The 23,987-nt window shown below is 43.9% G+C and carries 18 protein-coding genes; 9 read left to right on the plus strand and 9 right to left on the minus strand.

The features are described 5' to 3' along the window. Window positions 1–70 precede the first annotated feature (70 nt). The 4 genes from QY309_10645 to QY309_10660 all read left to right on the plus strand — a co-directional run bounded on the left by QY309_10645 (window position 71) and on the right by QY309_10660 (window position 5,092). The gene (locus tag QY309_10645; protein ID WKZ58328.1) at window positions 71–3,073 is read left to right on the plus strand and encodes a class I tRNA ligase family protein; all 3,003 of its coding nucleotides are present in this window, start codon (window positions 71–73) and stop codon (window positions 3,071–3,073) included. A 128-nt stretch (window positions 3,074–3,201) separates the two neighbouring features. Next, window positions 3,202–3,627, plus strand: a complete 426-nt coding sequence (locus QY309_10650) for a hypothetical protein (protein WKZ58329.1) — start codon at window positions 3,202–3,204, stop codon at window positions 3,625–3,627. Between the two features lie 174 nt (window positions 3,628–3,801). Further along, complete coding sequence (locus QY309_10655; GenBank protein ID WKZ58330.1) at window positions 3,802–4,800, plus strand: beta-ketoacyl-ACP synthase III; 999 nt, start codon at window positions 3,802–3,804, stop codon at window positions 4,798–4,800. 67 nt (window positions 4,801–4,867) lie between these two features. After that, a complete protein-coding gene (locus tag QY309_10660) occupies window positions 4,868–5,092 on the plus strand; it encodes a hypothetical protein (protein WKZ58331.1) in 225 nt (74 codons plus the stop codon). 181 nt (window positions 5,093–5,273) lie between these two features. Here QY309_10660 and QY309_10665 read toward each other — a convergent pair whose 3' ends face one another. After that, a complete protein-coding gene (locus QY309_10665; protein WKZ58332.1) occupies window positions 5,274–8,234 on the minus strand; it encodes an insulinase family protein in 2,961 nt (986 codons plus the stop codon). A 211-nt stretch (window positions 8,235–8,445) separates the two neighbouring features. On the opposite strand from QY309_10665, the gene QY309_10670 reads away from it, so the two are divergent. Both QY309_10670 and QY309_10675 read left to right on the plus strand, forming a co-directional pair. Further along, entirely contained in the window at window positions 8,446–10,095 is a 1,650-nt protein-coding gene (locus tag QY309_10670) for a S41 family peptidase (protein ID WKZ58333.1), read from the plus strand. A 76-nt stretch (window positions 10,096–10,171) separates the two neighbouring features. Next, window positions 10,172–10,984 carry an alpha/beta hydrolase gene (locus tag QY309_10675; GenBank protein WKZ58334.1) on the plus strand — a complete coding sequence of 271 codons (813 nt, stop codon included), beginning with the start codon at window positions 10,172–10,174 and terminating at the stop codon, window positions 10,982–10,984. Window positions 10,985–10,993: 9 nt separating this feature from the next. Here the strand turns inward: QY309_10675 and QY309_10680 are convergent, their stop codons facing one another. From QY309_10680 to QY309_10700, 5 genes are all read right to left on the minus strand, one after another. Beyond that, window positions 10,994–12,484, minus strand: a complete 1,491-nt coding sequence (locus tag QY309_10680) for a M28 family peptidase (GenBank protein WKZ58335.1) — start codon at window positions 12,482–12,484, stop codon at window positions 10,994–10,996. A gap of 18 nt (window positions 12,485–12,502) precedes the next feature. Continuing rightward, entirely contained in the window at window positions 12,503–13,981 is a 1,479-nt protein-coding gene (locus QY309_10685) for a M28 family peptidase (GenBank protein WKZ58336.1), read from the minus strand. A 113-nt stretch (window positions 13,982–14,094) separates the two neighbouring features. Then, window positions 14,095–16,257 (minus strand): glutamine synthetase III, encoded by a 2,163-nt coding sequence (locus tag QY309_10690; GenBank protein ID WKZ58337.1) that lies wholly within the window; start codon window positions 16,255–16,257, stop codon window positions 14,095–14,097. A 131-nt stretch (window positions 16,258–16,388) separates the two neighbouring features. Then, entirely contained in the window at window positions 16,389–17,186 is a 798-nt protein-coding gene (locus tag QY309_10695; GenBank protein ID WKZ58338.1) for a sterol desaturase family protein, read from the minus strand. Window positions 17,187–17,311: 125 nt separating this feature from the next. Then, the gene (locus QY309_10700) at window positions 17,312–18,004 is read right to left on the minus strand and encodes a head GIN domain-containing protein (GenBank protein ID WKZ58339.1); all 693 of its coding nucleotides are present in this window, start codon (window positions 18,002–18,004) and stop codon (window positions 17,312–17,314) included. A gap of 127 nt (window positions 18,005–18,131) precedes the next feature. On the opposite strand from QY309_10700, the gene QY309_10705 reads away from it, so the two are divergent. Continuing rightward, window positions 18,132–18,536 carry a TerB family tellurite resistance protein gene (locus QY309_10705; GenBank protein WKZ58340.1) on the plus strand — a complete coding sequence of 135 codons (405 nt, stop codon included), beginning with the start codon at window positions 18,132–18,134 and terminating at the stop codon, window positions 18,534–18,536. Window positions 18,537–18,608: 72 nt separating this feature from the next. Here QY309_10705 and QY309_10710 read toward each other — a convergent pair whose 3' ends face one another. Beyond that, a complete protein-coding gene (locus tag QY309_10710) occupies window positions 18,609–20,318 on the minus strand; it encodes an amidohydrolase (protein ID WKZ58341.1) in 1,710 nt (569 codons plus the stop codon). Between the two features lie 113 nt (window positions 20,319–20,431). Here QY309_10710 and QY309_10715 point away from each other — a divergent pair, with 113 nt between their 5' ends. After that, window positions 20,432–21,148: a hypothetical protein gene (locus QY309_10715; protein ID WKZ58342.1), complete on the plus strand. Its 717-nt coding sequence runs from the start codon at window positions 20,432–20,434 to the stop codon at window positions 21,146–21,148. Here the strand turns inward: QY309_10715 and QY309_10720 are convergent. Next, complete coding sequence (locus QY309_10720; GenBank protein ID WKZ58343.1) at window positions 21,145–22,512, minus strand: CapA family protein; 1,368 nt, start codon at window positions 22,510–22,512, stop codon at window positions 21,145–21,147. The genes QY309_10715 and QY309_10720 overlap by 4 nt on opposite strands. After that, window positions 22,502–23,167, minus strand: a complete 666-nt coding sequence (pdeM, locus tag QY309_10725; GenBank protein ID WKZ58344.1) for a ligase-associated DNA damage response endonuclease PdeM — start codon at window positions 23,165–23,167, stop codon at window positions 22,502–22,504. Before pdeM ends, QY309_10720 begins: the two co-directional genes overlap by 11 nt. A 57-nt stretch (window positions 23,168–23,224) precedes the next feature. Between pdeM and QY309_10730 the strand changes: the two genes are divergently transcribed. Further along, window positions 23,225–23,974: a prolyl oligopeptidase family serine peptidase gene (locus tag QY309_10730; protein WKZ58345.1), complete on the plus strand. Its 750-nt coding sequence runs from the start codon at window positions 23,225–23,227 to the stop codon at window positions 23,972–23,974. Window positions 23,975–23,987 lie beyond the last annotated feature (13 nt).

Raw genomic sequence — 23,987 nt, forward strand, 5'->3', positions numbered from 1 at the left:
TGATGGAGGCGATGGGGTTTTAACCGGATTGGGTTATTTTTGCTGGTTCTAACGAAAGTAAAGCAGACCAATGGCCGAATACAGCAAAGAAGAGATCAGACGAATTGAGCAGAAATGGCAGGATAAATGGGAAAAGGAAGGCGTTTATCGTGTAGAAACTGACCCCTCCAGGCCGAAGTATTATGTGCTGGATATGTTTCCATACCCTTCTGGTGCCGGACTGCACGTAGGGCACCCGCTGGGCTATATTGCTACGGATATTGTATCGCGTTACAAGCGTTTAAAAGGATTCAATGTGCTGCACCCGATGGGCTTTGATGCGTTCGGCCTTCCGGCAGAACAATATGCCATACAAACCGGGCAACACCCCGCTATTACTACAGCAAAAAATATTGAAACGTATAAGCGCCAGTTGCGCCAGATCGGCTTCTCGTACGATTGGAGTCGCGAAGTACAGACCTGCGACCCAGCCTACTATAAATGGACGCAGTGGATTTTCATGCAACTGTTCAATGCGTGGTATAATAAAAAGTCCATAGACAAATCGACCATCGACCATCGACCATTCGATGGAAAAACAGAGCACATTAACACATTGATTGCTGAGTTAGAGAAAGGTGGTAACCAGAACATTGAAGCCGCCTGTGATGAGGATACACCAATCATTACCGCAGACCAATGGAAGAAGTTCAACGAAAAAGAAAAGGAAAATTTTTTACAGCACTACCGCATCGCCTACCAAAGCGAAACCATGGTGAATTGGTGTGCAGCATTAGGCACCGTATTGTCTAACGATGAAGTAAAAGATGGTGTAAGCGAACGTGGTGGCTACCCGGTTGAACGAATAAAGATGTTACAATGGAGCATGCGCATTTCGGCTTACGCTGAGCGCTTGCTTACCGGATTGGATACAATCGATTGGCCCGAGCCGTTGAAAGAGATGCAGCGGAATTGGATTGGGAAGAGCAAAGGAGCGCAACTTGAATTCAGTGTAGAAAATTCCAACTCCAATATTGAAGTCTTCACCACACGGATTGATACCATTTATGGCGCAACCTTTTTGGTGCTGGCTCCAGAACATGAACTGGTAGATCAAATTACAACTGATGAACAACGCAGTGCGGTGAATGACTACGTACAGGTTGCCAAAAACCGCAGCGAACGCGAACGCATGACAGAGGTGAAACGCGTAAGCGGTGCATTTACGGGCGCCTATGCCATCAATCCGTTTAACAACGAGCGCATTCCCATATGGATTTCCGATTACGTGTTGGCAGGCTACGGAACTGGAGCGGTAATGGCCGTGCCTGGTCACGATGAACGCGATCACCGCTTTGCTAAACATTTTAAGTTACCCATAGTACAGGTTGTGGAAGGCCCAAGCGTAGAAGAGGAAGCGTTTGTGAGTTGGGATGCCAAAATTATCAACTCGGATTTCATGAACGGCCTCACCGTTGATGAAGCCATTGAAGCGGGGATAAAGTTTGTGGAAGAAAGAGGAATTGGGAAAGGCAAAGTGAACTACCGCATGCGCGATGCCATTTTTGGCAGACAGCGTTATTGGGGTGAACCATTCCCGGTGTATTTCAAAGACGGCATTCCGAAACTGGTTGAAGAAAAAGATTTGCCCATTACCCTTCCTGAAATTGATGAGTACAAGCCGACTGAAACGGGTGAACCTCCGTTGGCAAGGGCAAAGAATTGGGGGTATAGGCCTCACGCCAACCCCTCTCCAGAGACCTACCCTTATGAGTTAACCACCATGCCTGGCTGGGCGGGTTCAAGTTGGTATTGGTTCCGGTATATGGATCCGAAAAATGAAACTGCCTTTGCGGATAAAAAAGAAATCGATTACTGGCAGGATGTTGACCTGTATATGGGTGGTTCAGAACATGCTACCGGCCACTTATTGTATTCGCGTTTCTGGTGCAAGGCGTTGAAAGATCTGGGTTATGTAAGCGCTGAAGAGCCGTTTAAGAAGTTGATTAATCAGGGACATATTCAGGGGATATCAAAATTTATTTACAGGTTAACTGGGATGACTTGGAGTGCATCAAAAAACATTGAATCTCCCCAAATCTTTATATCGAGCACCTTAGTTTCAAGAGCTAAGAAAGAACAACTTACCCATGAGACTCTTCAAAGGATTAAGAACAAGTTAGAGGAATCACTCAAAGAATACTTTAGCAAGAACGAATCGACATTTAGCATCTTAAGTTTAGAACTTCGTGACATAGCTAATTGCCAACCAATTAATATATCAATCGATTTAGTTAATCAAAATGACGAATTAGATCAAATTAGGATTCGAAAATGGAGGCCTGATTTTGGAACAGCAATTTTTATTGCTGAAAATGAAGAGAAATACATCTGTGGAACTGAAGTCGAAAAAATGTCTAAGTCGAAGCATAACGTAGTCAACCCTGACGACATCATTGCATCCTATGGCGCAGACACACTGCGTCTGTACGAAATGTTTCTTGGTCCGTTGGAGTTAAGTAAACCCTGGAACACCAACGGCATTGATGGTGTGTTTAAATTCTTGCGCAAGTTCTGGAATCTGTTTCACGATGCACAAGGCAACTGGAATGTGAGTGATGCTGAGCCAACGCGTGATGAATTCAAAATCCTGCATAAAACGCTAAAGAAGATTGAACAGGATATTAACAATTTCTCGTTCAACACCAGCGTAAGTGAATTCATGATTTGCGTGAATGAACTGAGCTCATTAAAGTGTAATAAGAGAAGTATTCTGGAGCCGCTCGTGATCGCCCTCTCCCCTTATGCACCACACCTTGCTGAAGAGTTGTGGGAAAAACTTGGGTATACTAATACGATCCTGAAAGCACAGTTCCCAGCTGTGAATGAAGAGTACCTGAAAGAAAGTTCGTTCGAGTACCCCATCTCCATCAACGGCAAGGTGCGCACCAAAATGGAATTCGCACTCGACATGCCCAAGGAGGACATTGAGAAAATGGTATTGGCTTCTGAGTTGGTGACCAAATGGACGGAAGGCAAACCACCGAAGAAGGTAATTGTGGTGCCGGGCAAGATTGTGAATGTGGTGATTTAATGCCTCTTCCCTTTTTTGAACCACACAGGTAAACATCCTGACATTTATCAGATAACATCGTGACGGGGATCATGTTGATTTAACAGAATTAAAATCACTTTTAATTCAACCAATTAAATCATACAATCATGATCTCCGTTACAAGTCAAACCGGAAAATACATATTACAGCCCAGCCTGATTGGCATGCACCGTGAAAGCGTAGAGTGGATTTCTGCCACTGAATTATGGAAGCGTGAACTCGCCTTCTTCCAGAATTTACTCGATCAGCACGCACCGAAAATGGATAATGTGGAATTCAAAAAGCAAGTCGACCACTACCAACACCTGATTACCTACTACAACGGTGAACTGGTGGATGCCCTTCGCAAAAAACTACGCGACCATGAAAAGCAACTGGCTACCATGCTACAAGAACTAAATGAATCCGACACTGAATACTTTAAAGATCACGCGGCTGTTATTGAAGAGGTAGCGGCTTTCGCCAAAGTATTTGCAGAATTCAAGCATGGCTTCTTTGAATTTATTGAGCGAGGGTTTAGTGCTTATAAGTAACACAAATTCCACATTCTCAAATCCCAATAACAAAGTCCGGACTGACTGAGTATTGGGATTTACTTTTAAATCTCAACACCCACATCCCGGAAACTTGCTCACTAACAATTCCCCTAACACCCATTAGGTTTAGCTAACATTTGCTTAACTTCGGCCCCTTTAACGGAATTGCTTATGCGCTACTCTAAGATTGTGGGCCTTGGCCATCATGTACCCGAAACGGTCATTACCAACGATTACCTGTCGACTGTAATGGATACCAACAATGAATGGATCGTTGAACGAACGGGCATACAAGAGCGCAGGTGGGTTGATCCTACCAAGGATACGGTAGCCAATATGGCCGCAAAAGCCAGTCGCATGGCATTGGAAAGAGCAGGCTTAACGGAAAAGGATGTTGAGTTTATTGTCTTCGCTACCATAACACCGGATTATTTCTTTCCTGGCTCAGGAGTTTTGCTACAACGTGAATTAGGACTGGAGAGCATCGGTGCACTTGACTTGCGTAATGCATGCTCCGGGTTTATCTACGCCCTTTCAGTTGCCGATCAGTTTATTAAAACGGGCATGTACAAAACCATACTCGTGGTGGGCGCTGAAATTCAATCCACGGCCATTGACCTGAGTACGCGTGGGCGAAACACCGCAGTAATCTTTGCCGATGGCGCGGGTGCTGCCATCCTTCAGCCTTCCGATAAGCCGGGCATATTGTCAACACACCTTCATTCCGATGGCCGTTTTGCAGAAGAGCTTTATGTACGCGATCCGGGCAGCAGCCGTCCCCGCGAAGAACGCCAGCCAGAACAGATTAACGATACAACCCACTACAAGGTAGTGATGAACGGAAACCAGGTATTTAAACATGCCGTGGTGCGCTTTATGGAGGTGATTAAAGAAGCCCTGGCTGCCAACAACATGACCAAAGAAGACATTTCTCTTCTGGTACCCCACCAGGCCAACCTGCGCATCAGTCAGTACATTCAGGAGAAAATGGCGCTTTCCAACGAGCAGGTTTACAACAACATCATGCGCTATGGAAACACCACCGCGGCCTCTATTCCCATTGCCATGAGTGAAGCCTGGGCAGAAGGTAAAATCAAAGAAAATGACGTAATTTGTTTGGCCGCATTTGGCAGTGGTTTTACATGGGCCTCTGCGCTGATCCGGTGGTAAATAAATGATTTTTTAGTTCAAGGTTAAGGATTTACAACCCTCACCTTATCTGTTGAGCCATACCCCGATGAAAACATCTACCTACAACCCCAGTCCCATTGAAGTTGATTTTGCCAACGCAATGTTCATTCTTCAAAAAGAAATCCAAAAGCATTTGCAGGATAACCAGATTGTAAATGTGGAAACCCAACTTAACCGCGATAATCCGTCAGTGAAATTCAGCCTGTTGGATAAAGACGGTGACCCACACGAAGTGGTGGTGCGGATTATTCAGATTCCGGATAAGTTTTAATCAAAACCCATCTTAAAAAATAATTGTCCTGCACCTTTAAGATGCAGGACAACTAGAAGCTATCTCAAAAATACTCACAATGTCATGTTGAGCTTGTCGAAACCGATTTATAACTCGAAATAGCCTTCGACAAGCTCAGGCTGACATGTGAAACTGATTTTTGAGATGACCTCTAAACATTTTATTGATTCGGAGACTCCAGGTTTATCTTCTGCTCCTTTTCGTATCCAAAAATCTCATCTAACGACAACTCCTTAACCTTACCGTATTTAGCCAGGTCTTTCAAATCAATATTATCACGACTGGCAACCAACACCAGGTTGTACTTTTTGTTTTTGATGTTTTCTTCCTGAAACTTTTTAATGTCGGCAAGCGACATGTTTTTTACCTGCTCATAAATATCCTTCCGGATATCGTAGTTCAATCCGCGCTTTTCAGCCGCGAGGTAATTGAACAATACGCTTTGTTTTACAATGCGTTCACTTTCAATCACACTAAGCACAGCTTCTTTGGCTTCCTGAAAACCATCTTCTGTTTCCGGCATGGTGTAAATGATATCCGATAATGCCTTTAACGATTCACTCTGTTTATCCGCTTGTGTACCGATGTATCCAAAAAATGAATCCGAGCCTGAAGCTTTGGAAGCTGTTTGATAAGACGTGAATGTTCCATACGCCAATCCCTGTGCTTCCCGTAATTCGCGGAACACCTGAGCACCCATGTATTCATTGTACATCCGGCTTAATGGCATTTTATTCTTATCAAAGGGCGAGCCTTTAATCATGAACAGAGCTTCCATCTGGACCATATCGTAGTGCGCCCAATATACGGCAGGGTCGGTAACATCAGCCATTTGAAAATCGCGGGCGGGTGGAACATCGTTGAGTACCTCAGGTAGTTGATGAAGTTTTTTGAGTGAGGCGATCAAACCATCCTCCGACTGTGGGCCATAATACAACACCTTATGCTTCATTTTAGTAAAGCCTTTGATCAAATCAACCAACTCCTGTGCTTGCAGTTTACGAAGTTCACTATTGCTCAATACGTTGGTAAACGGTGAGTTAGGACCGTACAACCCATAATTCATCAGACCATCATAGATAATGGCATACTTATCCTTTTTGGTATCATCGCGCTTTTTAAAGATGTCATCGACCAATTTTTTCAACGCCTCTTCGTCTGCCTTGGCATTGGCAAGCAAATCCTCCATAATTGCAATGGCTTTATCCATGTTCTCAGAAAGTCCTTCCAGGCTGATGTAGGTCTGATCTTCGGATGCAGATACACTAAATCCGCAACCGATCTTATACAACTCCTTCTTAATATCCTCAGCCGAAAGCTCTTCCGTGCCTAAAAACTCAAGGTATTCAACGGCTACACGGAGCCTCGGATCATTATTCGTACCGGCATCCAGCAGGTAATACAACCTGAACAAATCATTCTCCTTATTTTGATTGTACAACACCGGAACATCTTCACGTAACGCCAGCTTGCGCACATCCTTTTCATAATCCAGAAAAACAGGCTGCAACTTTTCAACCGGTTTTTTAGCAATGGCCACATGAAAAGGTGACTTATCCTCTTTGTTCAAGGCAACTTTTGTAATAGATGGCTTAACCACCTTCTTGGTATTCGGATCCTTACCCGTAAGCTTTTTAATGAGGATATAGTTATCCGTATAATATTCATTGGCAAACTTCACCACATCCTCTTTCGTATACTGGCGAAGCGCCTCAATTTCACCGATGTAGTCAGCCCATGAAATGTTATTGGTAAAGGCCATAACCATTTCATCGGAACGGGCGTAGTTACTTTCATACTGTCGTATTTTACTTTTCTTTAAATCATTCACCACTGCATCCAACAACCAATCATCAAATTCACCCTTCTTCAGCAACTCAATCTGTTCCAGAAAAAGATCTCTAACCTGATCAAGCGTCTGGCCTTCTTTTGGCTTTCCATTGAATACATGTAGACTATAATCATTCAAATCATATACAAATGAGCTCGGCTCAATTACCCGTTGTTGTTGTTTCAGGTTGATATCAATCAGTCCGGCTTTGGAGTTAGCCAGAATCATATCCGTTAACCGAAGCAGTTGATACTCTTTTGCGTTGCGTCCCGGAAAGCGATAAACCAGGTAAATCCACTCGGCATCCGGGCCAATCACTTCAACGTTCATCTGATCTGTTATCGGCTCTTCAACCACCGCATTCCATGGCTCCAATGATTCATTCGCTTCCCAATCTGAAAAATATTTATCAACCAGGGCGATCGTCTTGTCATAGTCAAGGTCACCACTTAAACAGATGGCCACGTTGTTAGGCTTATAATACTTGGTGAAATAATTTTTGATTTCTGTTATAGACGGATTTTTCAAATGATCAATCGTGCCGATTACTGTTTGCGTACCATATGGATGTTTTTTGAACGCAGATGCGAACATGGCTTCAAAACTTTTCCAGTAATCATTATCCAGGCTACCGTTTTTCTCTTCATATACAGCCTCTAATTCTGTATGAAATAAACGCGGTACGATGGTGCGGAAGCGACTCGCTTCAATTTGTAACCAATTGTCAAGCTGATTGGCCGGAATGTCGTTGATGTAAACCGTACGATCTTCAGTGGTGTAGGCATTCAGTCCGCGGCCACCCAATTCGGTTATCATTTTATCATATTCACTTGCGATGGCCAGTTTAGCCGCTTCGTTTGAATACTGATCAATCTTCTTGTAATAATTAATCCGTTCAATGGAATCGGTTAGCGTTCGGTAGTATTCAAACATACTTTCAATACTATCGAGCATCACTTTCTCCTTTTGCCAATCCAGTGTACCGAATTCATCACTGCCTTTGAACATAATGTGCTCCAGGTAATGTGCAAGGCCCGTGGCATCAGCCGGATCATTTTTACCACCGGCTTTTACCGCAATTTGCGTGTAAATGCGCGGAGCTGCATTGTATTGGCTCAGGTAAACCTTTAGACCATTTTTTAATGTGTAGATACGGGCATTCAGTGGGTCGTTGGTAACGTACTCGTAGGAGTACCCACCGCTTTCGCCTGTTTTGCTTTCAAACTTTGCTTTTTCAGAACAGGAGAAAACTGTCCAGATAAGGACACCAACAAGGAGGAATCTTTTCATAATTAATCAGGGGTTAGTTTGATGTTGAAAAGTAATGAAATTCAATAACGCAGAAAATAGGGATTTATCACATATTGATGGGGTTTTCTTCTTGTTTCGGAATTAATCCTACATAGAAGCAGTGCCTGACCTTTCAAATCCGTAATTTTCCGGTTACTAAAAGGAGTGTATCAAATCTGCATTGTGATACGTTAATTGAGATATGCAAACTGTGAAGAAGAGATTGAAATTTATTGTTGCCATTGCCCTGGTGGGTATTCTGGCCTTTTCGTTTACCCCACCGGCCGATCGCTACTTCGAAATCGCCAAAAACTTAGACATTTTCGCTACCCTCTTTAAAGAAGTGAATGCCCATTATGTTGATGAAGTGAACCCGAACAGGTTGGTAAAAACTGGCATCGATGCCATGCTCGAATCGCTTGATCCGTACACCAATTACATTCCGGAAGATCAGATTGAAGACTTCAGAACGATGAACACTGGCCAATATGGTGGCATTGGTGCCATCACCCGTGAGTTTGGCGATCGCACTGTGGTGACCATGATTATGGAAGGTTTTGCTGCACAGAAAGGCGGTTTAAAAGTTGGGGATGAAATTCTAAAAATCGATCAGGTTGATCTTTCCAAGGTAAGCCGCCAGGAAGCTGGGGATCTGATGAAAGGTCAGGTGGGCGATCCGGTAACTTTAACGGTAAAACGAATTGGTCGCGATGAACCTTTTACACTTGAATTCAAGCGCGAGAAAATTAAAATGAACAACGTGCCGTACGCTGGCATGCTTGATCAACATTACGCATACATCCGCCTGAGTGAATTCACTCCGGAGGCAGGAAAAAATGTGCGCAATGCACTTATCAAATTAAAAGAAAATAATCCGAAGGGTGTAGTACTTGATCTGCGCGATAACCCAGGCGGACTGTTAATGGAAGCGGTTAACGTTTGTAACATCTTCTTACCAAAAGGAAAGCCCGTAGTAAGCACCAAAGGAAAAATTGCTGATCAAAATGCAACCTACGCCACATTGGATAATCCGGTTGATCTGGAAATTCCGGTTGTAGTGTTGATTAACCGAGGTAGTGCATCGGCCTCAGAAATTGTTGCCGGCACATTGCAGGATTATGATCGCGCAGTCATTGTGGGTGAACGTTCCTTCGGAAAAGGATTGGTTCAGGTGCCCCGACCGCTTTCATACAACGCTCAGGTAAAAATTACAACAGCAAAATATTATACCCCAACCGGTCGCTGCATTCAGGTGATGGATTATACACACCGCAGGGATGATGGCAGCGTTGCCTCTATTCCGGACTCATTAAAGACTGCATTTAAAACAACAAACGGTCGCACCGTGTATGATGGCGGTGGCATTGAACCAGATATCGCTGTAACACATGATGAACTGCACCCGGTTACGCATACGGTTTATGCCCTGGGCTACATCTTTGATTACGCAACCCGTTATGCGTACAACACTAAAAACGAACCCGATCCAAAAAACTTCTCCCTTTCATCCGAAGAGTATCAGCAGTTTGTAACCTGGATGAAGGATAAGGACTATCGGTATAACTCAAGACTTGACCAGCAGCTTGCCGCTTTGAGTGATGAAGCTAAACGCGAACGGTATTACAGCGAATTAAAATCTCAGATTGAACAGATAAGCACTCGAATTTCAGAGAATAAGAAAAATGAGTTAATGCTTTATAAGGATCAGATTAAAATACTGCTGGAGGAAGATATCATTTCCCGCTTTCATCTTGAACGTGGCAGCATACAGGTAGGACTCAAAAATGACGAGGATATAAAAAAATCCACCGAGGTTCTTTCGAACGCTACGCAATACAAAAAGCTTCTGAACAGCATTTGATATGCGCATGTGGCGAAAAACCTGGCTACCTGGTTTAGTATGCCTTTCGCTAATATTGATTCTTTGCCATTCGTGCATGACGTTTCGGATGAGCCAAAAAGAATTGCAGCATTTTCTGGATACAAAAACCATAAACGGAAGTCATCATTTCTACACAACCGAATCCAGAACGCTCCACTATGCCCAGGCAGGTGATACCACAAAACCTTTGATGTTATTTGTACATGGCTCACCAGGATCATTAAGCGCCTTTACTCATTTTCTTACCGATTCAGTTTTAACATCGCACGCATTATTGATCACCGCTGACAGACCCGGGTTTGGCCATGCCGGTCTTGGTGTTGCCGAACCTTCACTGGAACAGCAGGCCAAAATGCTTAAGCCCATCCTTGAAAAGCACAAAAACAACCGACCCATTGTTTTGATCGGACACTCACTGGGTGGGCCCGTGGTGGCGCGTATGGCAATGGACTTCCCTCATCTTGTTGATGGACTCGTATTGGTTGCTCCTTCCATTGATCCGGACCTGGAGCCTAATGAAATGTGGTTCAGGGCCCCGTTGGCTACACCCTTTTTAAGTTGGGTGCTTCCGCGATCCTTTCGTGCTTCCAATGAAGAGATATACCACCTGAAACCACAATTGGAAGAACTTAAATCGCAGTGGAAAAAGATATCCTGTCCGGTAACGGTTGTTCAAGGTGGTAAAGATTCTTTTGTACCCGCAGGCAATGCCAATTTTGCGCAAACTGAATTGATTAACGCAAATGTTACAGTGGTACTGGAAGCCAACGCTAATCATTTTATACCGTGGAACCGCCCAGAACTAATCCGGCAGGCCATCCTGGAATTTCTTCCTGATAAGCCTGCCGGAATGTATTCAAATGAGTAATTGAACTATTTACTTGCCATAAAGTTTTTTCGACTCTGCTTCAAACTTATCGCCTGCCTTCCAGGTAGGAGCAGCAGGGTTATTGGCTAGTAAAATGTTTGCATACACATACGCCCTGAAATATTTCACCAGGTAGTTAAAGTCGAGCGAACCTACTTCATCAGCAGGTTGATGGTAATACTTCATCAAATCTGCATCGAATGCTTTGGTGCCGGGTGCAAATGTGATGGCTGGTACTCCCTTCACCGCGAAATTGTAATTGTCAGAACGTTCAAACAGGTTTTGTTCGGGAACAGGATCAACGGCTGCTTTCAAACCAAATGCCTGGCAAGCCTTGGCCAGATCAGCTTCGGCAGTAGTGCGTTCCATACCAATTATGGTAGCCATGGTTACATCGTTATAACCTGCGCCATCGCAATTAAAATTGAAGACGGTTTTATTCAGCGGTACTACCGGATTTTCTGAATAATACTTACTTCCCAACAACCCCTTCTCTTCACCAGTAAGTGCGATAAACAATACCGAACGCTTGGGTGGATACTGAGCCAGATACTTGGCCGTAGAAATCAAGCCCACCACACCAATGGCATTATCGCGTGCGCCATTAAAAATAGAATCTTTGTCAGGCTGCGCATTTTTCTGCACACCCACATGATCAAGGTGGGCTGATACCACCAGGTATTCACCCTTCAGTTTCGGATCAGTACCTTCAATCATGCCGATTACGTTGCGTGAAGGAACATCAATTTTCTTAACACCTTGGATGCTAAGCGAACCGTTTAAGGCTCCGTCTTTGATTTTTTTCAAACTCTCAAACTCACCATCTTTTAACCATAAATGAGGAGCCGGATTATCGCCACCCGTCTTCACTTTTGTGGTTACATTACCGGCAAAGTAGTTCACCAATGCAGGCCAGGGAATTTGCGGAGAGGCAAATATTTCAACCAATCCAGCTGCACCGGCCTTAACAGCATCATTGTATTTTCCACCGGCAGCCGTGAAAATAGCCATGGCATTTCCTCCACTATCCTTCGTACCCGCTAACGCGATTACGAGTTTATCTTTCACATTAGCTTTTTCCAATTCTTCAGGCGAACCATATCCGGCAAATACAACTTCACCTTTCCAACTCATGTTAGTGCCTTCAAACAAAATGAATTGATCCTTAAACTTAAATACATCCGATCCTAAAGAAAATTCACCACCTGTTGCCGGATGTGAATCCTGCAAAGGAACGGATTGAAAATAACTGCTTTGACCAGGTGCTGGCTTTAAGCCAAATATTTTGTACTGCGCAGCAACATAGTTGGCTGCTATTTCAAATTCAGGCGAACCGGTATCACGGCCGCGCATTTCATCGGAAGCCAAAAAAGTTAAATGCGCTTCTACTTCAGATTGTGTAACCAAACGCGTTACATCTGCAACCGGATTACCTTTTTGTGCGTGTACGGCCGCTCCTATGAGGAGCAAAAAATACAGTAAGTGATTTTTTAGTTTCATATAGTTGTTAGTTGAGGGTTAGTTTCTATTATAAAGTTTTTTACCAGCTGCTTCATATTTATCATCCTTTACCCAGAACGGTGGTGTAGGTTCATTGGCCAGCAACGTTACAGCATACACAAATGTGCGGTAGAATTTTGTCAGGTATTCAAAATCAAGTGTTGATACTTCATCGGCCTGTCGGTGGTAGTACTTTCTGATTTCATCATCCATTTTAGCCAAACCGGGTTGAAGCTTTATGGCCGGAACACCTTTCGATGCAAATGAAACCTGATCAGAACGATCGTAGAAACCTTCTTTCGGATCAGGATCACCACCAAGACCAAGACCAAAAGGCTTGATCGCTTTTTTAACCACCTCATCAGCTGTTGTCCGGCCCAGACTTATGCTGGTTATGATCGACTTATCATTATACCCCACCCCATCGCAGTTAATGTTCAACACGTGTTTTTCCAAAGGCACCAGCGGATGATCAGCATACCAACGACTTCCCAGTAATCCTTTCTCCTCCGATGTTACGGCTACCAACAAAACGGATCGTTTGGTTGGGTATTGTGCCAGGTACTTTGCGGTTTGCAACAAAGCCACGGTACCGATCGCGTTATCGCGTGCTCCATTGAAAATAGTATCCTGACTTCCGGCTGAGGGCTTACCCACACCAATATGATCATAGTGCGCGGTAACAATCACATACTCATCTTTTAACTTCGGATCTGTTCCTTCAATTAGTCCCACTACATTTCTTCCTTCTATCAGTTCGCGCTTCAATCCGGAGATTGAAAGCTTGCCGGTGTACGTTTCACCTTCTTTGAAATTGATTTTTTTTACATCTGCTGGTTTTAGCCAAACGTGTGGTATGGTTGAACCTGCTGATTTAAGTCCCCAACGCGGACCACCCATGAAAAAATTTGCAAGCGCTGGAAACGGGAACTGAGAAAAAGTCAAAAACTCAACAAGTCCTGCTCCTCCACGTGCTTTCACTTCGGCATACTTACCTGTGCTGGCACTGAAAATCTTATTGACATTATCCGCATCTTTTGAACCTGCCAGGGCCAATACCATTTTCCCCTTGATATCCATCTTATCAAGTTCGTCATTCGAACCATATCCAACGTACACGAATTCACCGTTCCATGAGATATCAGCACCATCAATTATCACCAGGCTTTCTTTAATTTGAAAGCTTTCATTACCCACTTCAGCTGAAGCTTCTGTTGCTGGGGTAAACCTTTCCAGGTCAACCGGCTGAAAAAACTGTTCAGCACCTGGTACTGTTTTCAAACCATGCTGGCGGAAATAATTGGCGATGTAGTTGCCCGCAATTTTTAACTCGGGCGATCCGGTATCGCGGCCACGCATTTCATCGGCTGCCAGAAAACCAAGGTGGGCCTCCACCTCAGGCTGACTAATAATTTTTGTAATTTCGGTAACCGGGTTTTTCTGACCCCATAATGTGATGGAGAAAATCAACCCCATCAAAACGAATGCATTTCTCATAATTGAAGCTTAAATCGAATTTTAAATATATCCTTTGAGACGGAAATAGGATAATAAAAAAGCGGAAAACCCGTAAGGCTTCCCGCTTTTTCGTCATAGGTTTAGGTTAATACCTAACGAAGGAACAAAAGTTCTCTGTATTTTACAAGAGGCCAGTCCTCATCATCTACCAAAAGTTCAAGTTTATCCACGGCATCGCGTATTTCTTCGAAATATTTTTCCTTTACATCATCGCAATACGCCAGGGCGCGCTTGTGGGTATCGGTAATTTTGTTGATTCGCTTGCGCTCCTCAATCATTTGGCGAACCCCGTTTTTAATAATGCTAATCAGCTCCGTGATTTCCTTTATGGTTTGAATAACAGCCTTATTATCAATTCCAAGACCTTTTAAACCGTTGGCATTGGTGATCAGTTTATTTTGATAGGCTATGGCTGTGGGCACAATGTGGTTCATAGCCAGGTCGCCCATTACGCGCGATTCGATCTGCACCCGCTTGATGTAAGCCTCCAACCGAATTTCATTACGCGCTTCCAATTCGGCATGACTCAACACGCCATGACGCTCGTACATGGAAACTGATTTTTCAGACAAGTAAGCCTCTAATGCACGAGGTGTATTCTTGATGTTGCTGAGTTTACGTTTGGCTGCTTCCTTCACCCAACCATCTGAATACCCGTCTCCTTCAAAGCGAATATCTTTCGACTCCTTGATGTATTTGCGAAGCACATTCACAATCGCCAAACGCTTTTCAGTTCCCTTATCGATTTCCTTTGAAACCGCTTCATGGAATTTAGTCAGCTGATCAGCCACTATCAGGTTCAGAGCCGTCATGGGTACTGCACAATTATCACTACCGCCTACTGCACGGAATTCAAACTTGTTTCCAGTAAAAGCAAACGGAGAAGTACGGTTACGATCAGTGGCGTCCAGAATAATTTCCGGGATCTGATCGATACCCAGCTTCATGTACATATTGTCGCCTTTCTCAATCTTCACATTTCCTTTTTTCTCCAATTCGTCCAACACGGCCGACATCTGTGAACCAATGAAAACCGACATGATAGCCGGAGGCGCTTCATTGGCCCCGAGGCGAAAATCATTACCGGCAGTGGCGATACTGGCACGCAACAAATCGGCATATTCATGCACAGCCTTGATGGTGTTTACAAAAAATGTCAAGAACATCAGGTTGTCACGCGCACTGCTGGAAGGCGCAAACAAATTAACACCGGTATCCGTAATCAAAGACCAGTTGTTGTGTTTACCGGTTCCATTCAATCCTGCAAAAGGTTTCTCATGGAATAATACCTTCAGGTTATGGCGTTCAGCCACACGCCACATCACGTCCATCAACAATTGATTGTGGTCATTGGCAACATTCACTTCTTCAAACAAAGGCGCTACTTCAAACTGGCTCGGTGCCACTTCGTTGTGACGCGTGCGAACGGGAATACCCAGGCGCCACGCTTCAATTTCAAATTCCTTCATGAAGTCGTATACACGCGAAGGAATAGAAGCAAAGTAATGATCTTCCATTTGCTGACCGCGTGCAGGCGAATGACCAAATACCGAACGGCCACCCATTACCAAATCAGGGCGGGCATTATACAAACCTTTATCCACTACAAAGTATTCCTGCTCGCAACCCAATGAAGCCTTTACCGACTGCACATCCTTATCAAAGAATTGAGCCACCTTGGTAGCTGCAATATCAACCGCCTTCAATGCTTTTAAGAGAGGTCCTTTTGCATCCAGCGTTTCGCCTGTGTACGAAACAAAAACAGTAGGAATACAAAGCGTTTTTCCATACAGGAACATGGGCGATGTTGGATCCCATGCCGTGTATCCGCGTGCTTCAAACGTAGTACGGATTCCTCCACTGGGAAATGAAGAAGCATCAGGCTCTTGTTGAACCAGTTCACTGCCTTTGAATTTCTCAATACCAGCGAGGGCATCGAAAAATGAATCGTGCTTTTCGGCTGTTCCACCGGTTAACGGTTGGAACCAATGCGTAAAGTGGGTTGCGCCTTTGGTTATGGCCCAGCTTTTTACCGCTGAGGCTACGGCATCGGCAGTGTCCTCATCAATTTTTTCATGATTTTTAATGGCCTGGCTTACTTTTTTGTAAACCGCGGGCGATAAAGAAGCCCGCATCTGATCCATGCTGAAGACCATCTCACCAAAGAAATCGGATACTTTAGGAGAGGGTAAATCGAGGTGTCTGCGGGGCTGTTCGTTGAGTCGTTTGAGTGCTTCAAATCGTAGGTGCGCCATAGTGGTTGTTTTTTGAGTCTGATTTGGCGCCAAAGGTATATATTTTTGATAAACAGGTATAAATTTTACCCTGCATTCACAAAAAAATATATATCAAATTGTAAATGAGCTTAAAAATAGACCTCAAGCATTCAAAGGCTTGAATTTTTCAAGGATTCAAGGGTATTTCGTGAGGTAGCCTGATCAAACCGGGCTTCATAATCCGGGTGGAGGGTACCCATCCAACGATCCCAAAACAAAAAATACAGGCCATAGTTACCCGTAAAATACTGGTGATGCATGTTGTGGTTTACCGAGGTGTTGATCCAACGGCCAATTTTTCCGCTGGCAAATTTTCTTGGATAAAGTTCAAACCCCAGATGACCATATACATTGTAGATCATCATAAACAACAGAAAGATACCAATGGCCAGTGGATGGACCGGGAAAAGAAAAGCCACCAATACGATAATACCTGCCTCCAATACCGCTTCCAGCGGATGAAATGCCATGGCTGCCCATGGCGATGGATTTGTAGAAAGATGATGAACCCGATGAATGATTCTGTAAACGGATTTATGGTGTATCATCCGATGCATCCAATAGAAGTAGGTGTCGTGCAGAAAAATAATCAGTACAATACTGAATACCAGGTAAGGCCAGCCGTATTCATATACGTTAAAATAGACTTGCGTGTATTGGGAAAGTGGTGTGAGAAATACAGCAAACCCAACACCGGCAAAAATGAATGATGTCAGTACAGAATATCCAATTTCCCTAAGGTAATCGCGGTTTGCCGGAAAACGGGATTGAATTTTACGAAAAGCATCAGCGTGTTTCAGGATAATGTAAAACACAATGAAAGCAAGGGAGGCCAAAATGAGGTATCGAAGAAATACCACCGTAAGGATTGTCCAGAAACTTTTGCTGCCCACCAGGTAAAAACTCATACTTCAAAGTTCGGGAAAGTTTACTTAAGAAGCCATTCTAAAAATCAAACGACAATGGGCATGTTGAATGAATAAAAAAATGCCGGTATTGAACCGGCACTTTCGCATATCATTCCAGTAAATTCTTAACTCGATTTTCTAACAGACCCGCCACTACTAGAATTGGTGTTGGTTTTCATGGGGTTGCCCCTATAGCGGATGTCCGCTCCACTACTGGCACGGGCATCAATTTTTTGAGTTACATTAACCCGTATGGAACCAGCGCTACTTGCATTTGCATCCACCTCTTCTGCCTCCAGATCATAGGCATCGATTTCACCCGCACTGCTGGCTTCCAGTTCAGCAAATTTTGCCTTTCCGGTTAACTCGACATCAGCCGCACTTGATACACCAACTTCCAATTGCTCGGTTTCAATACTGATTTCAACTGATCCTGCACTGGAAGCGCTGATTTCCATTGAACGTGTACGTATAGTTCCTTCTCCGTAAATACTGGCAGCTGAACTGGCCGATAGCTTGGATAGTTGAACGTAGGTCACATAAACTTTCACTGTTTTGGTTCGGTTATACCTACCTTCAGCCATGTGGATTTTCAGGTAATCTCCAGACACTTCCGTGATTACATTATCTACATCAGTACCTGATACTTCAACACGTGCACTTTCCCGGTCGCCTTTTTTCAGGTAAACATCAATACCTGTGGCCGCTTTTACACCCTTGAACGATCCCAGGTTTCTGGTTTCAGTTTGCTGTGCAAATACAAGCGTTCCGGAAAACAAGAAGAATAAAATTGTCCATTGTGCTCTCATGCTATTCATATTTGATCTAAAGACAAGGCGCCAATAGAAGGGTTGCATAAACGTCTAATTCGGCTTGATTTTTTTGCAAGTGTATCAAAACATTGTAATTTTAGCTATATTTCAATGATTTAAAACCAGCTAACCAATGCAATTCAACAAGAAAGCAGAACTTAATGTTTTGATCAATTTAGCTGCCAGTGATAGCAAAATTGAAGAAAAAGAGTCCAAGCTGATCCATATGGTGGGTAAGGCGAATGGGTTATCTACTGAAGAAGTTCAGGAGTTGATTAACAAGCCCAAGCCGATTGGTGACTTGAATGCCATGACCAACGATGAAAAGTTCGAACACCTGTATTACCTCATTCAAATGATGAAAATGGACGGCCAGGTATTTCGTAGTGAGATTATTTTCTGTGAATCAATAGCTGAAAAACTGGGGTACAAAAAATCTGTTGTGGGTGAACTTTCCCAACACATCTACAGCGATCCTTCCATTACTGCCGACCGCAATATGCTTCGGCAAAAGGCAGAGAAATATATTCGCGACTGATTCAACCAAACCATTTTAAACCAAAAAATCCCGGTCACGACCGGGATTTTTGTTTTATTCAATCATCCAGAATTACTTCTTGTAAACTACTTTACCATCTACAATGGTCATGGCTACTTCTGCTTTCAGGATATCCATTTCTTCGGCCTCCATTATATTTTCAGTAAACACCACCAAATCAGCAAGCTTGCCTTTTTCAATCGATCCTTTAATGTTTTCTTCAAACGCTCCGTAGGCAGCATCCAATGTATAGGATCGCAATGCCTGCGCACGCGTCATCTTTTCTTCGGGTTCATAGCCACCCTCCGGCTCTCCCTTTAACGTTTTGCGGGTAACCGATGCATAAAAACTTGGAATCGGATTGAGGGGTTCAACTGGCGCATCCGTACCGTTCACAATCACAGCACCACTCTTTAACAGTGATTGCCACATGTAGGCTCCTTCTTTAATTCGCTTCTCTCCCAACCGTTCTATCGCCCACGGTCTGTCACTCGACATATGAATGGCCTGCATGGCGGGAATAACACCCAGCTTACCAAAACGCGGAATATCATTTGGATGAAGGTGTTGCGCATGTTCTATTCTGAACCGATGATCTTTAACACCCGGATTTTCATTTATGGCCTGCTCATACCGATTAAGTATTTCCTGATTGGCACGATCACCAATGGCGTGCGCACAAACCTGAAATCCTGATTTCAATGCTGTGCGCGAAACAGACAAGACAGAATCCATCGGGAAGGTCGCCATGCCGTAAAAATCATTTCGGTCAGTATACGGTTCAAGTAACCACGCTCCACGTGAACCCAACGCGCCATCACAATTCAATTTTACTGATCGAATGGTGAGTAGGTTATCCGGATCAACCACCGGGCCTTTCTTAAACCACTCGTACACCAGGTCACGATCCCAACCTGTAAGCATCACATACAGGCGAACACCTAATTTTCCGTCATTTTTAAATTGATTGAACAGTTCAATGTTTTCGCGTGAGGCGCCAGCATCGTGAAAGCTGGTAATGCCATTACGCCAGCATGCTTGTATCGCCAACGACAATGCCTGGCTATCGCGTGATTCATCATCTTGCGGAATATGTTTTGAAATGATTCCCATGGCACGTTCATTGAAAATTCCCGTTGGGTTACCCATCTCATCACGTATGATCTCTCCGCCCTCTTCCGAAGATTCTTTCAATGTCTCTACCGACAATTGATTGACCCCAGCCACTTCCATTGCCTTGGCATTGGCCAATGCGGCATGACCGCTGGCATGACGAAGAAATACCGGGTTATTTGGTGAAACTTCACTTAATAAATGGTGCGTTTGAAATCCCTTAATCATTTTATCTGGCTTTGTGTCCCATTTATCCTGGTGCCAACCCCGTCCAAGTATCCATTGTCCTGGTTGAGCTTTATCTACCGCTTCTTTCACTTTGGCAACGAGTTCCTCATAGCTGGTTACGTACATCAGGTCAAGGTTAAGTTCGTTATAGCCAACACCCATAAAGTGACCATGCCCCTCAATAAAACCAGGCGTCATGGTTTTACCTTCCAGGTCAATTACTTCTGTCTTCTCACCAATGTATTTCCTGGCTTCAGTTTCTTTGCCGGCAAATTCAATGATATTTCCGTTGATCACCACAGCTTCAACGGTGGGTTGTGTTTCATCAACCGTATAGATTGTACCCCCCAGAATAACCTTATCTGCAGGTTGAACGGATGGGCCACACGAAATGAAAAAGGAAAAAACTCCAAAGAAGAATAAAGCAGAGATGTATTTCATAGATTTAGCATTAATCAGGTGCCTAATGTTACATATATTTTACTTGAAAAATAAGTGGGCTTATCTTAGCGGACGATTATAAATGGTGGTGGCACCTTAAAAAAAATTAATCCATGCGTATCCTTTACTCCTTTGTATTGATAATTCTGGTAAGTGTATCAGCACGCGCACAGGATTTTGGTCTTTCCTTCTCCTACTTCATTCCAAAAAACGGTTACTTCTCTACACCCATCAGTCCGTTTTCCATACGGGGTGTGGGCATTAGCCTGACTAACTTTCTAGCATTGGAAACCGGAGCTTCATTATACAGAATGAGTGGACTGAACGTAAAAGATTTACCCTTTGAAACCAAAGATCCACTTGTGGGTCCGAATTTTACCATCTTCATTCCTGCCGAACTGGTACTGGAATTAAAAGGCGGCAACGTACAATTCGACATTAAAGGTGGCGGTTTCTTTTTCTATGGCTTCGATCAAAAAATCAATTATGGAAATATGGATCGGGTCATGCGCGACCATTATTCGCAGGATGTGCTCAATGCCAATCTCTCTTACGAAAACAAACCCGGCTTTGGATATCATGCCGGTGCGGAGTTAACGGTGTACGTTACCAATCAGGTTGGCGTTTCTATTGAATGCAATTACCTGGTTGGTCAGTCGGGGTTTCCGTTAACCGGAAGTTATACGGCAGGAACCGGAAATACTATAACCACTGTCGATGTAGCCTATCCGGATTCAAAAATTGATCTTACGGGATTGGAGTTTTCCATCGGTCTGATTTTTAGTTCCGGTGGTGGCAAGCCTGCGCCACCGAAAAGAAGAAGGCGTTAAGGTTGATCGGGTAACCGATCGTTGATCACCTCTACTACCTCGGCATAAGGCCATTGCGAACGAATACGCAGAACGTACGCCTCCGCTTGTGCTTTGTTTATAAACTTTCCGGTATAAAAAACAGTACATCGGTTTTCCTTCTGAAAACTGGTGAGGCCAAACGGGAAAGTATCCAACTGATCTAGAATAGCATAAACATCGGCTGAAGTTGATGCTTGCGCAACACGTACAGTAAACGAGACCACAGTATCAGGTGGTACCGTTGTTGCCTCTGAAATATTTTGATTGTACTTATCCAACAAAGCACGCGAATCATCAATAAAAGTTTTGAAAGCCAGTTTTGAAGTTTCGTCTTTAATAAAACCAGTTGTATCCTGTTCAAATGTTGATACCGGCAAGACTATAAACTCCCGTTTGGCTTCCACCGTTCGGTACACCCACTGTAACCGGTAATTGGCTGTATCAATAGTCGTCATTGACGTATCCGTATGAACTATTTTTTTTAATCCAACCTGAATCATCGCACCCCCATCGCGGAAGCGGGGGCGTTGCCCGGAAACAAAATTACCAAGCGAATACACCACCAATTGATTTTGCTCTATGTTCCATTCCATCGGTTGTAACACGTGTGGGTGAGCGCCAATCACCAATTGTGCACCGTGCTTAAAACAAAACTCAGTTAACTGTCGCTGTTGCTTGGTAGGTTGATTTTGATATTCATTTCCCCAGTGCATGAATACAATTATAGCATCGGGGTTTAGTTCCCTGGCCCGCTTCAAATCTTTTCGGATAAGTGTGGTGTCTATCGGATTTACCACATTGGGCTTTGTTACCGGAATTCCGTTTGTTCCGTACGTATAATTCAGCAACGCGAGCCTGAATCCATTGCGATGCAACAACAACGGATAATCGTTCATGCGCTCAACCGTATCGGTAAACGTACCGGTGTGCGGAATACCCAAACTATCCAACACCCGAATGGTTCGCTCAAGGCCCTTCTTTCTGCGATCCACACTGTGGTTATTGGCTGTAACCAAAACATCCACACCTACATCTTTCAAGGCATACACCAGTTCATCGGGCGCACTGAATTGCGGGTAGCCGGTGTAGGGCTTTCCCCCTAGGGTCAATTCAAGATTGCCTATCGTCAGATCAGCAGACTGGAAATAGGGTCTTAGAAATCTGAAACAATTCGAATAATCATACTTTCCGGTTTTCGGATTGTAGGCGGCATTGATCTGCGTTTCATGTTGCATGATGTCGCCTAAAAACAGGAGTGAAATACGGGTAGTATCTTGTGCAACAAGTCTGTATACACAGAAAGTCACCAATAAAAACTGAACAATCAGCGCTTTACATTTCATGCGTCAGTTGTAAATCCTGAATTTGAATGATTGAACCTTCAGCTACAACAAAAACCTGATCAGTCTTTTTTGGCTGTATGCGCGACAGGCCGGTGAACATACCGAATGCGGGCAAATATCCCTGACGCTCACCAAAGTAAAAACACGGTAACATCATCGATTGCTTACCTTTTCCATACAACCGTATACCCGGATGTATGTGTCCTGATAACGTGTAGCATTCCGGATCAGGTTCTTCGGCAGAAAAATGACTCAACATAAATTTTTCAATACGCAAGTGCTCTCCATGCACCGTTACACCACTGCGGGCATACAGGTGATCAGCGAGTATATCGTGGTTACCGGTTACCAGCTCAAACGAAACCTGAGGAAATGCTTGTGTGAATTGCTTCACAATATCCCAATCATAGTTATAATGACTGTGAAAAAGATCGCCCACACAAATAATGCGCTTTGCCTTTGTGGACTGAACTATGTCAATCAGCACTTCCCAGTTTCGTTCACTTGCTTTTACCGGAACCGGAATGCCGGCCTTTCTGAAATGATTAATTTTTCCCAGGTGCATATCGGCTAATAGCACCATTCTCTGCGCTGGCCAAAACAATGCCTTCTGCGACAACAACACAAACTCTTCTCCAAAAATGGTCACTTTCATGGCCGTGACTTAAAATAAAATTGATACCTTGAAATGCACAATTTTCAACAAAAGCGCATGACAAAAATATCAATTCTGATGAGTTGTTTGTGGATTTCTGTTACCGGATTTGCGCAAGATTATCCCGAGTTCTCTGCTCACTCATTTCTTTCCGTTAACGACACACTCCCCTACCGCCTCTTGGCTCCCGAAACATTATCATCAGGTCAAACTTATCCATTGGTCATTTTCCTTCATGGGTCGGGTGAACGCGGTAACGACAATCAACTCAATCTCAAATACATCACCGATCTGTTTCTTTCAGCCGAAAACAGAAAAAATTTTCCAGCCTTTGTGTTGGCACCACAATGTCCAAAACAAGAGCGATGGGCACCAGGGGATTGGTTTACAAAAATAAGTCCTCCCGCAGAAACAATAATGAGCCTTGTGGACTCTTTGCTCAGCACTCATCCGATTGATGCCGGGCGTGTTTACCTGATGGGACTATCAATGGGTGGATTTGGGACGTGGTACATGCTTACACGCTTCCCTGATAAATTTGCAGCGGCCATTCCGATTTGTGGTGGTGGCGATTGGAATCAGGCCAGTACCATTGCGCACATACCGGTGTGGGTGTTTCATGGAAAGAAAGATGAAATTGTACTGCCCGAGCAAAGTCGCGGCATGGTGAAGGCTTTGAAGAAAGCAGGAGGTGATCCACGCTACACCGAATACAAAAAAGTTGGCCATGATAGTTGGGTACAGGCGTTTCAGGAACCAGAATTGCTAAGCTGGCTCTTCAGTAAAAAAATATTTGTCGATCCATAATTTTCAGCAAAAA

The organism is Cyclobacteriaceae bacterium (assembly GCA_030584025.1).
In the GTDB taxonomy this organism is placed as follows: domain Bacteria; phylum Bacteroidota; class Bacteroidia; order Cytophagales; family Cyclobacteriaceae; genus UBA2336.

Coding starts and splice junctions, on each gene's coding strand:
- QY309_10710 (WKZ58341.1), bottom strand. CDS start 20,318: ATGAAATACATCTCTGCTTTATTCTTCTTTGGAGTTTTTTCCTTTTTC.
- QY309_10705 (WKZ58340.1), top strand. CDS start 18,132: ATGCAATTCAACAAGAAAGCAGAACTTAATGTTTTGATCAATTTAGCT.
- QY309_10730 (WKZ58345.1), top strand. CDS start 23,225: ATGACAAAAATATCAATTCTGATGAGTTGTTTGTGGATTTCTGTTACC.
- QY309_10680 (WKZ58335.1), bottom strand. CDS start 12,484: ATGAAACTAAAAAATCACTTACTGTATTTTTTGCTCCTCATAGGAGCG.
- QY309_10655 (WKZ58330.1), top strand. CDS start 3,802: ATGCGCTACTCTAAGATTGTGGGCCTTGGCCATCATGTACCCGAAACG.
- QY309_10685 (WKZ58336.1), bottom strand. CDS start 13,981: ATGAGAAATGCATTCGTTTTGATGGGGTTGATTTTCTCCATCACATTA.
- pdeM (WKZ58344.1), bottom strand. CDS start 23,167: ATGAAAGTGACCATTTTTGGAGAAGAGTTTGTGTTGTTGTCGCAGAAG.
- QY309_10650 (WKZ58329.1), top strand. CDS start 3,202: ATGATCTCCGTTACAAGTCAAACCGGAAAATACATATTACAGCCCAGC.
- QY309_10695 (WKZ58338.1), bottom strand. CDS start 17,186: ATGAGTTTTTACCTGGTGGGCAGCAAAAGTTTCTGGACAATCCTTACG.
- QY309_10675 (WKZ58334.1), top strand. CDS start 10,172: ATGACGTTTCGGATGAGCCAAAAAGAATTGCAGCATTTTCTGGATACA.
- QY309_10690 (WKZ58337.1), bottom strand. CDS start 16,257: ATGGCGCACCTACGATTTGAAGCACTCAAACGACTCAACGAACAGCCC.
- QY309_10700 (WKZ58339.1), bottom strand. CDS start 18,004: ATGAATAGCATGAGAGCACAATGGACAATTTTATTCTTCTTGTTTTCC.
- QY309_10645 (WKZ58328.1), top strand. CDS start 71: ATGGCCGAATACAGCAAAGAAGAGATCAGACGAATTGAGCAGAAATGG.
- QY309_10720 (WKZ58343.1), bottom strand. CDS start 22,512: ATGAAATGTAAAGCGCTGATTGTTCAGTTTTTATTGGTGACTTTCTGT.
- QY309_10660 (WKZ58331.1), top strand. CDS start 4,868: ATGAAAACATCTACCTACAACCCCAGTCCCATTGAAGTTGATTTTGCC.
- QY309_10665 (WKZ58332.1), bottom strand. CDS start 8,234: ATGAAAAGATTCCTCCTTGTTGGTGTCCTTATCTGGACAGTTTTCTCC.
- QY309_10715 (WKZ58342.1), top strand. CDS start 20,432: ATGCGTATCCTTTACTCCTTTGTATTGATAATTCTGGTAAGTGTATCA.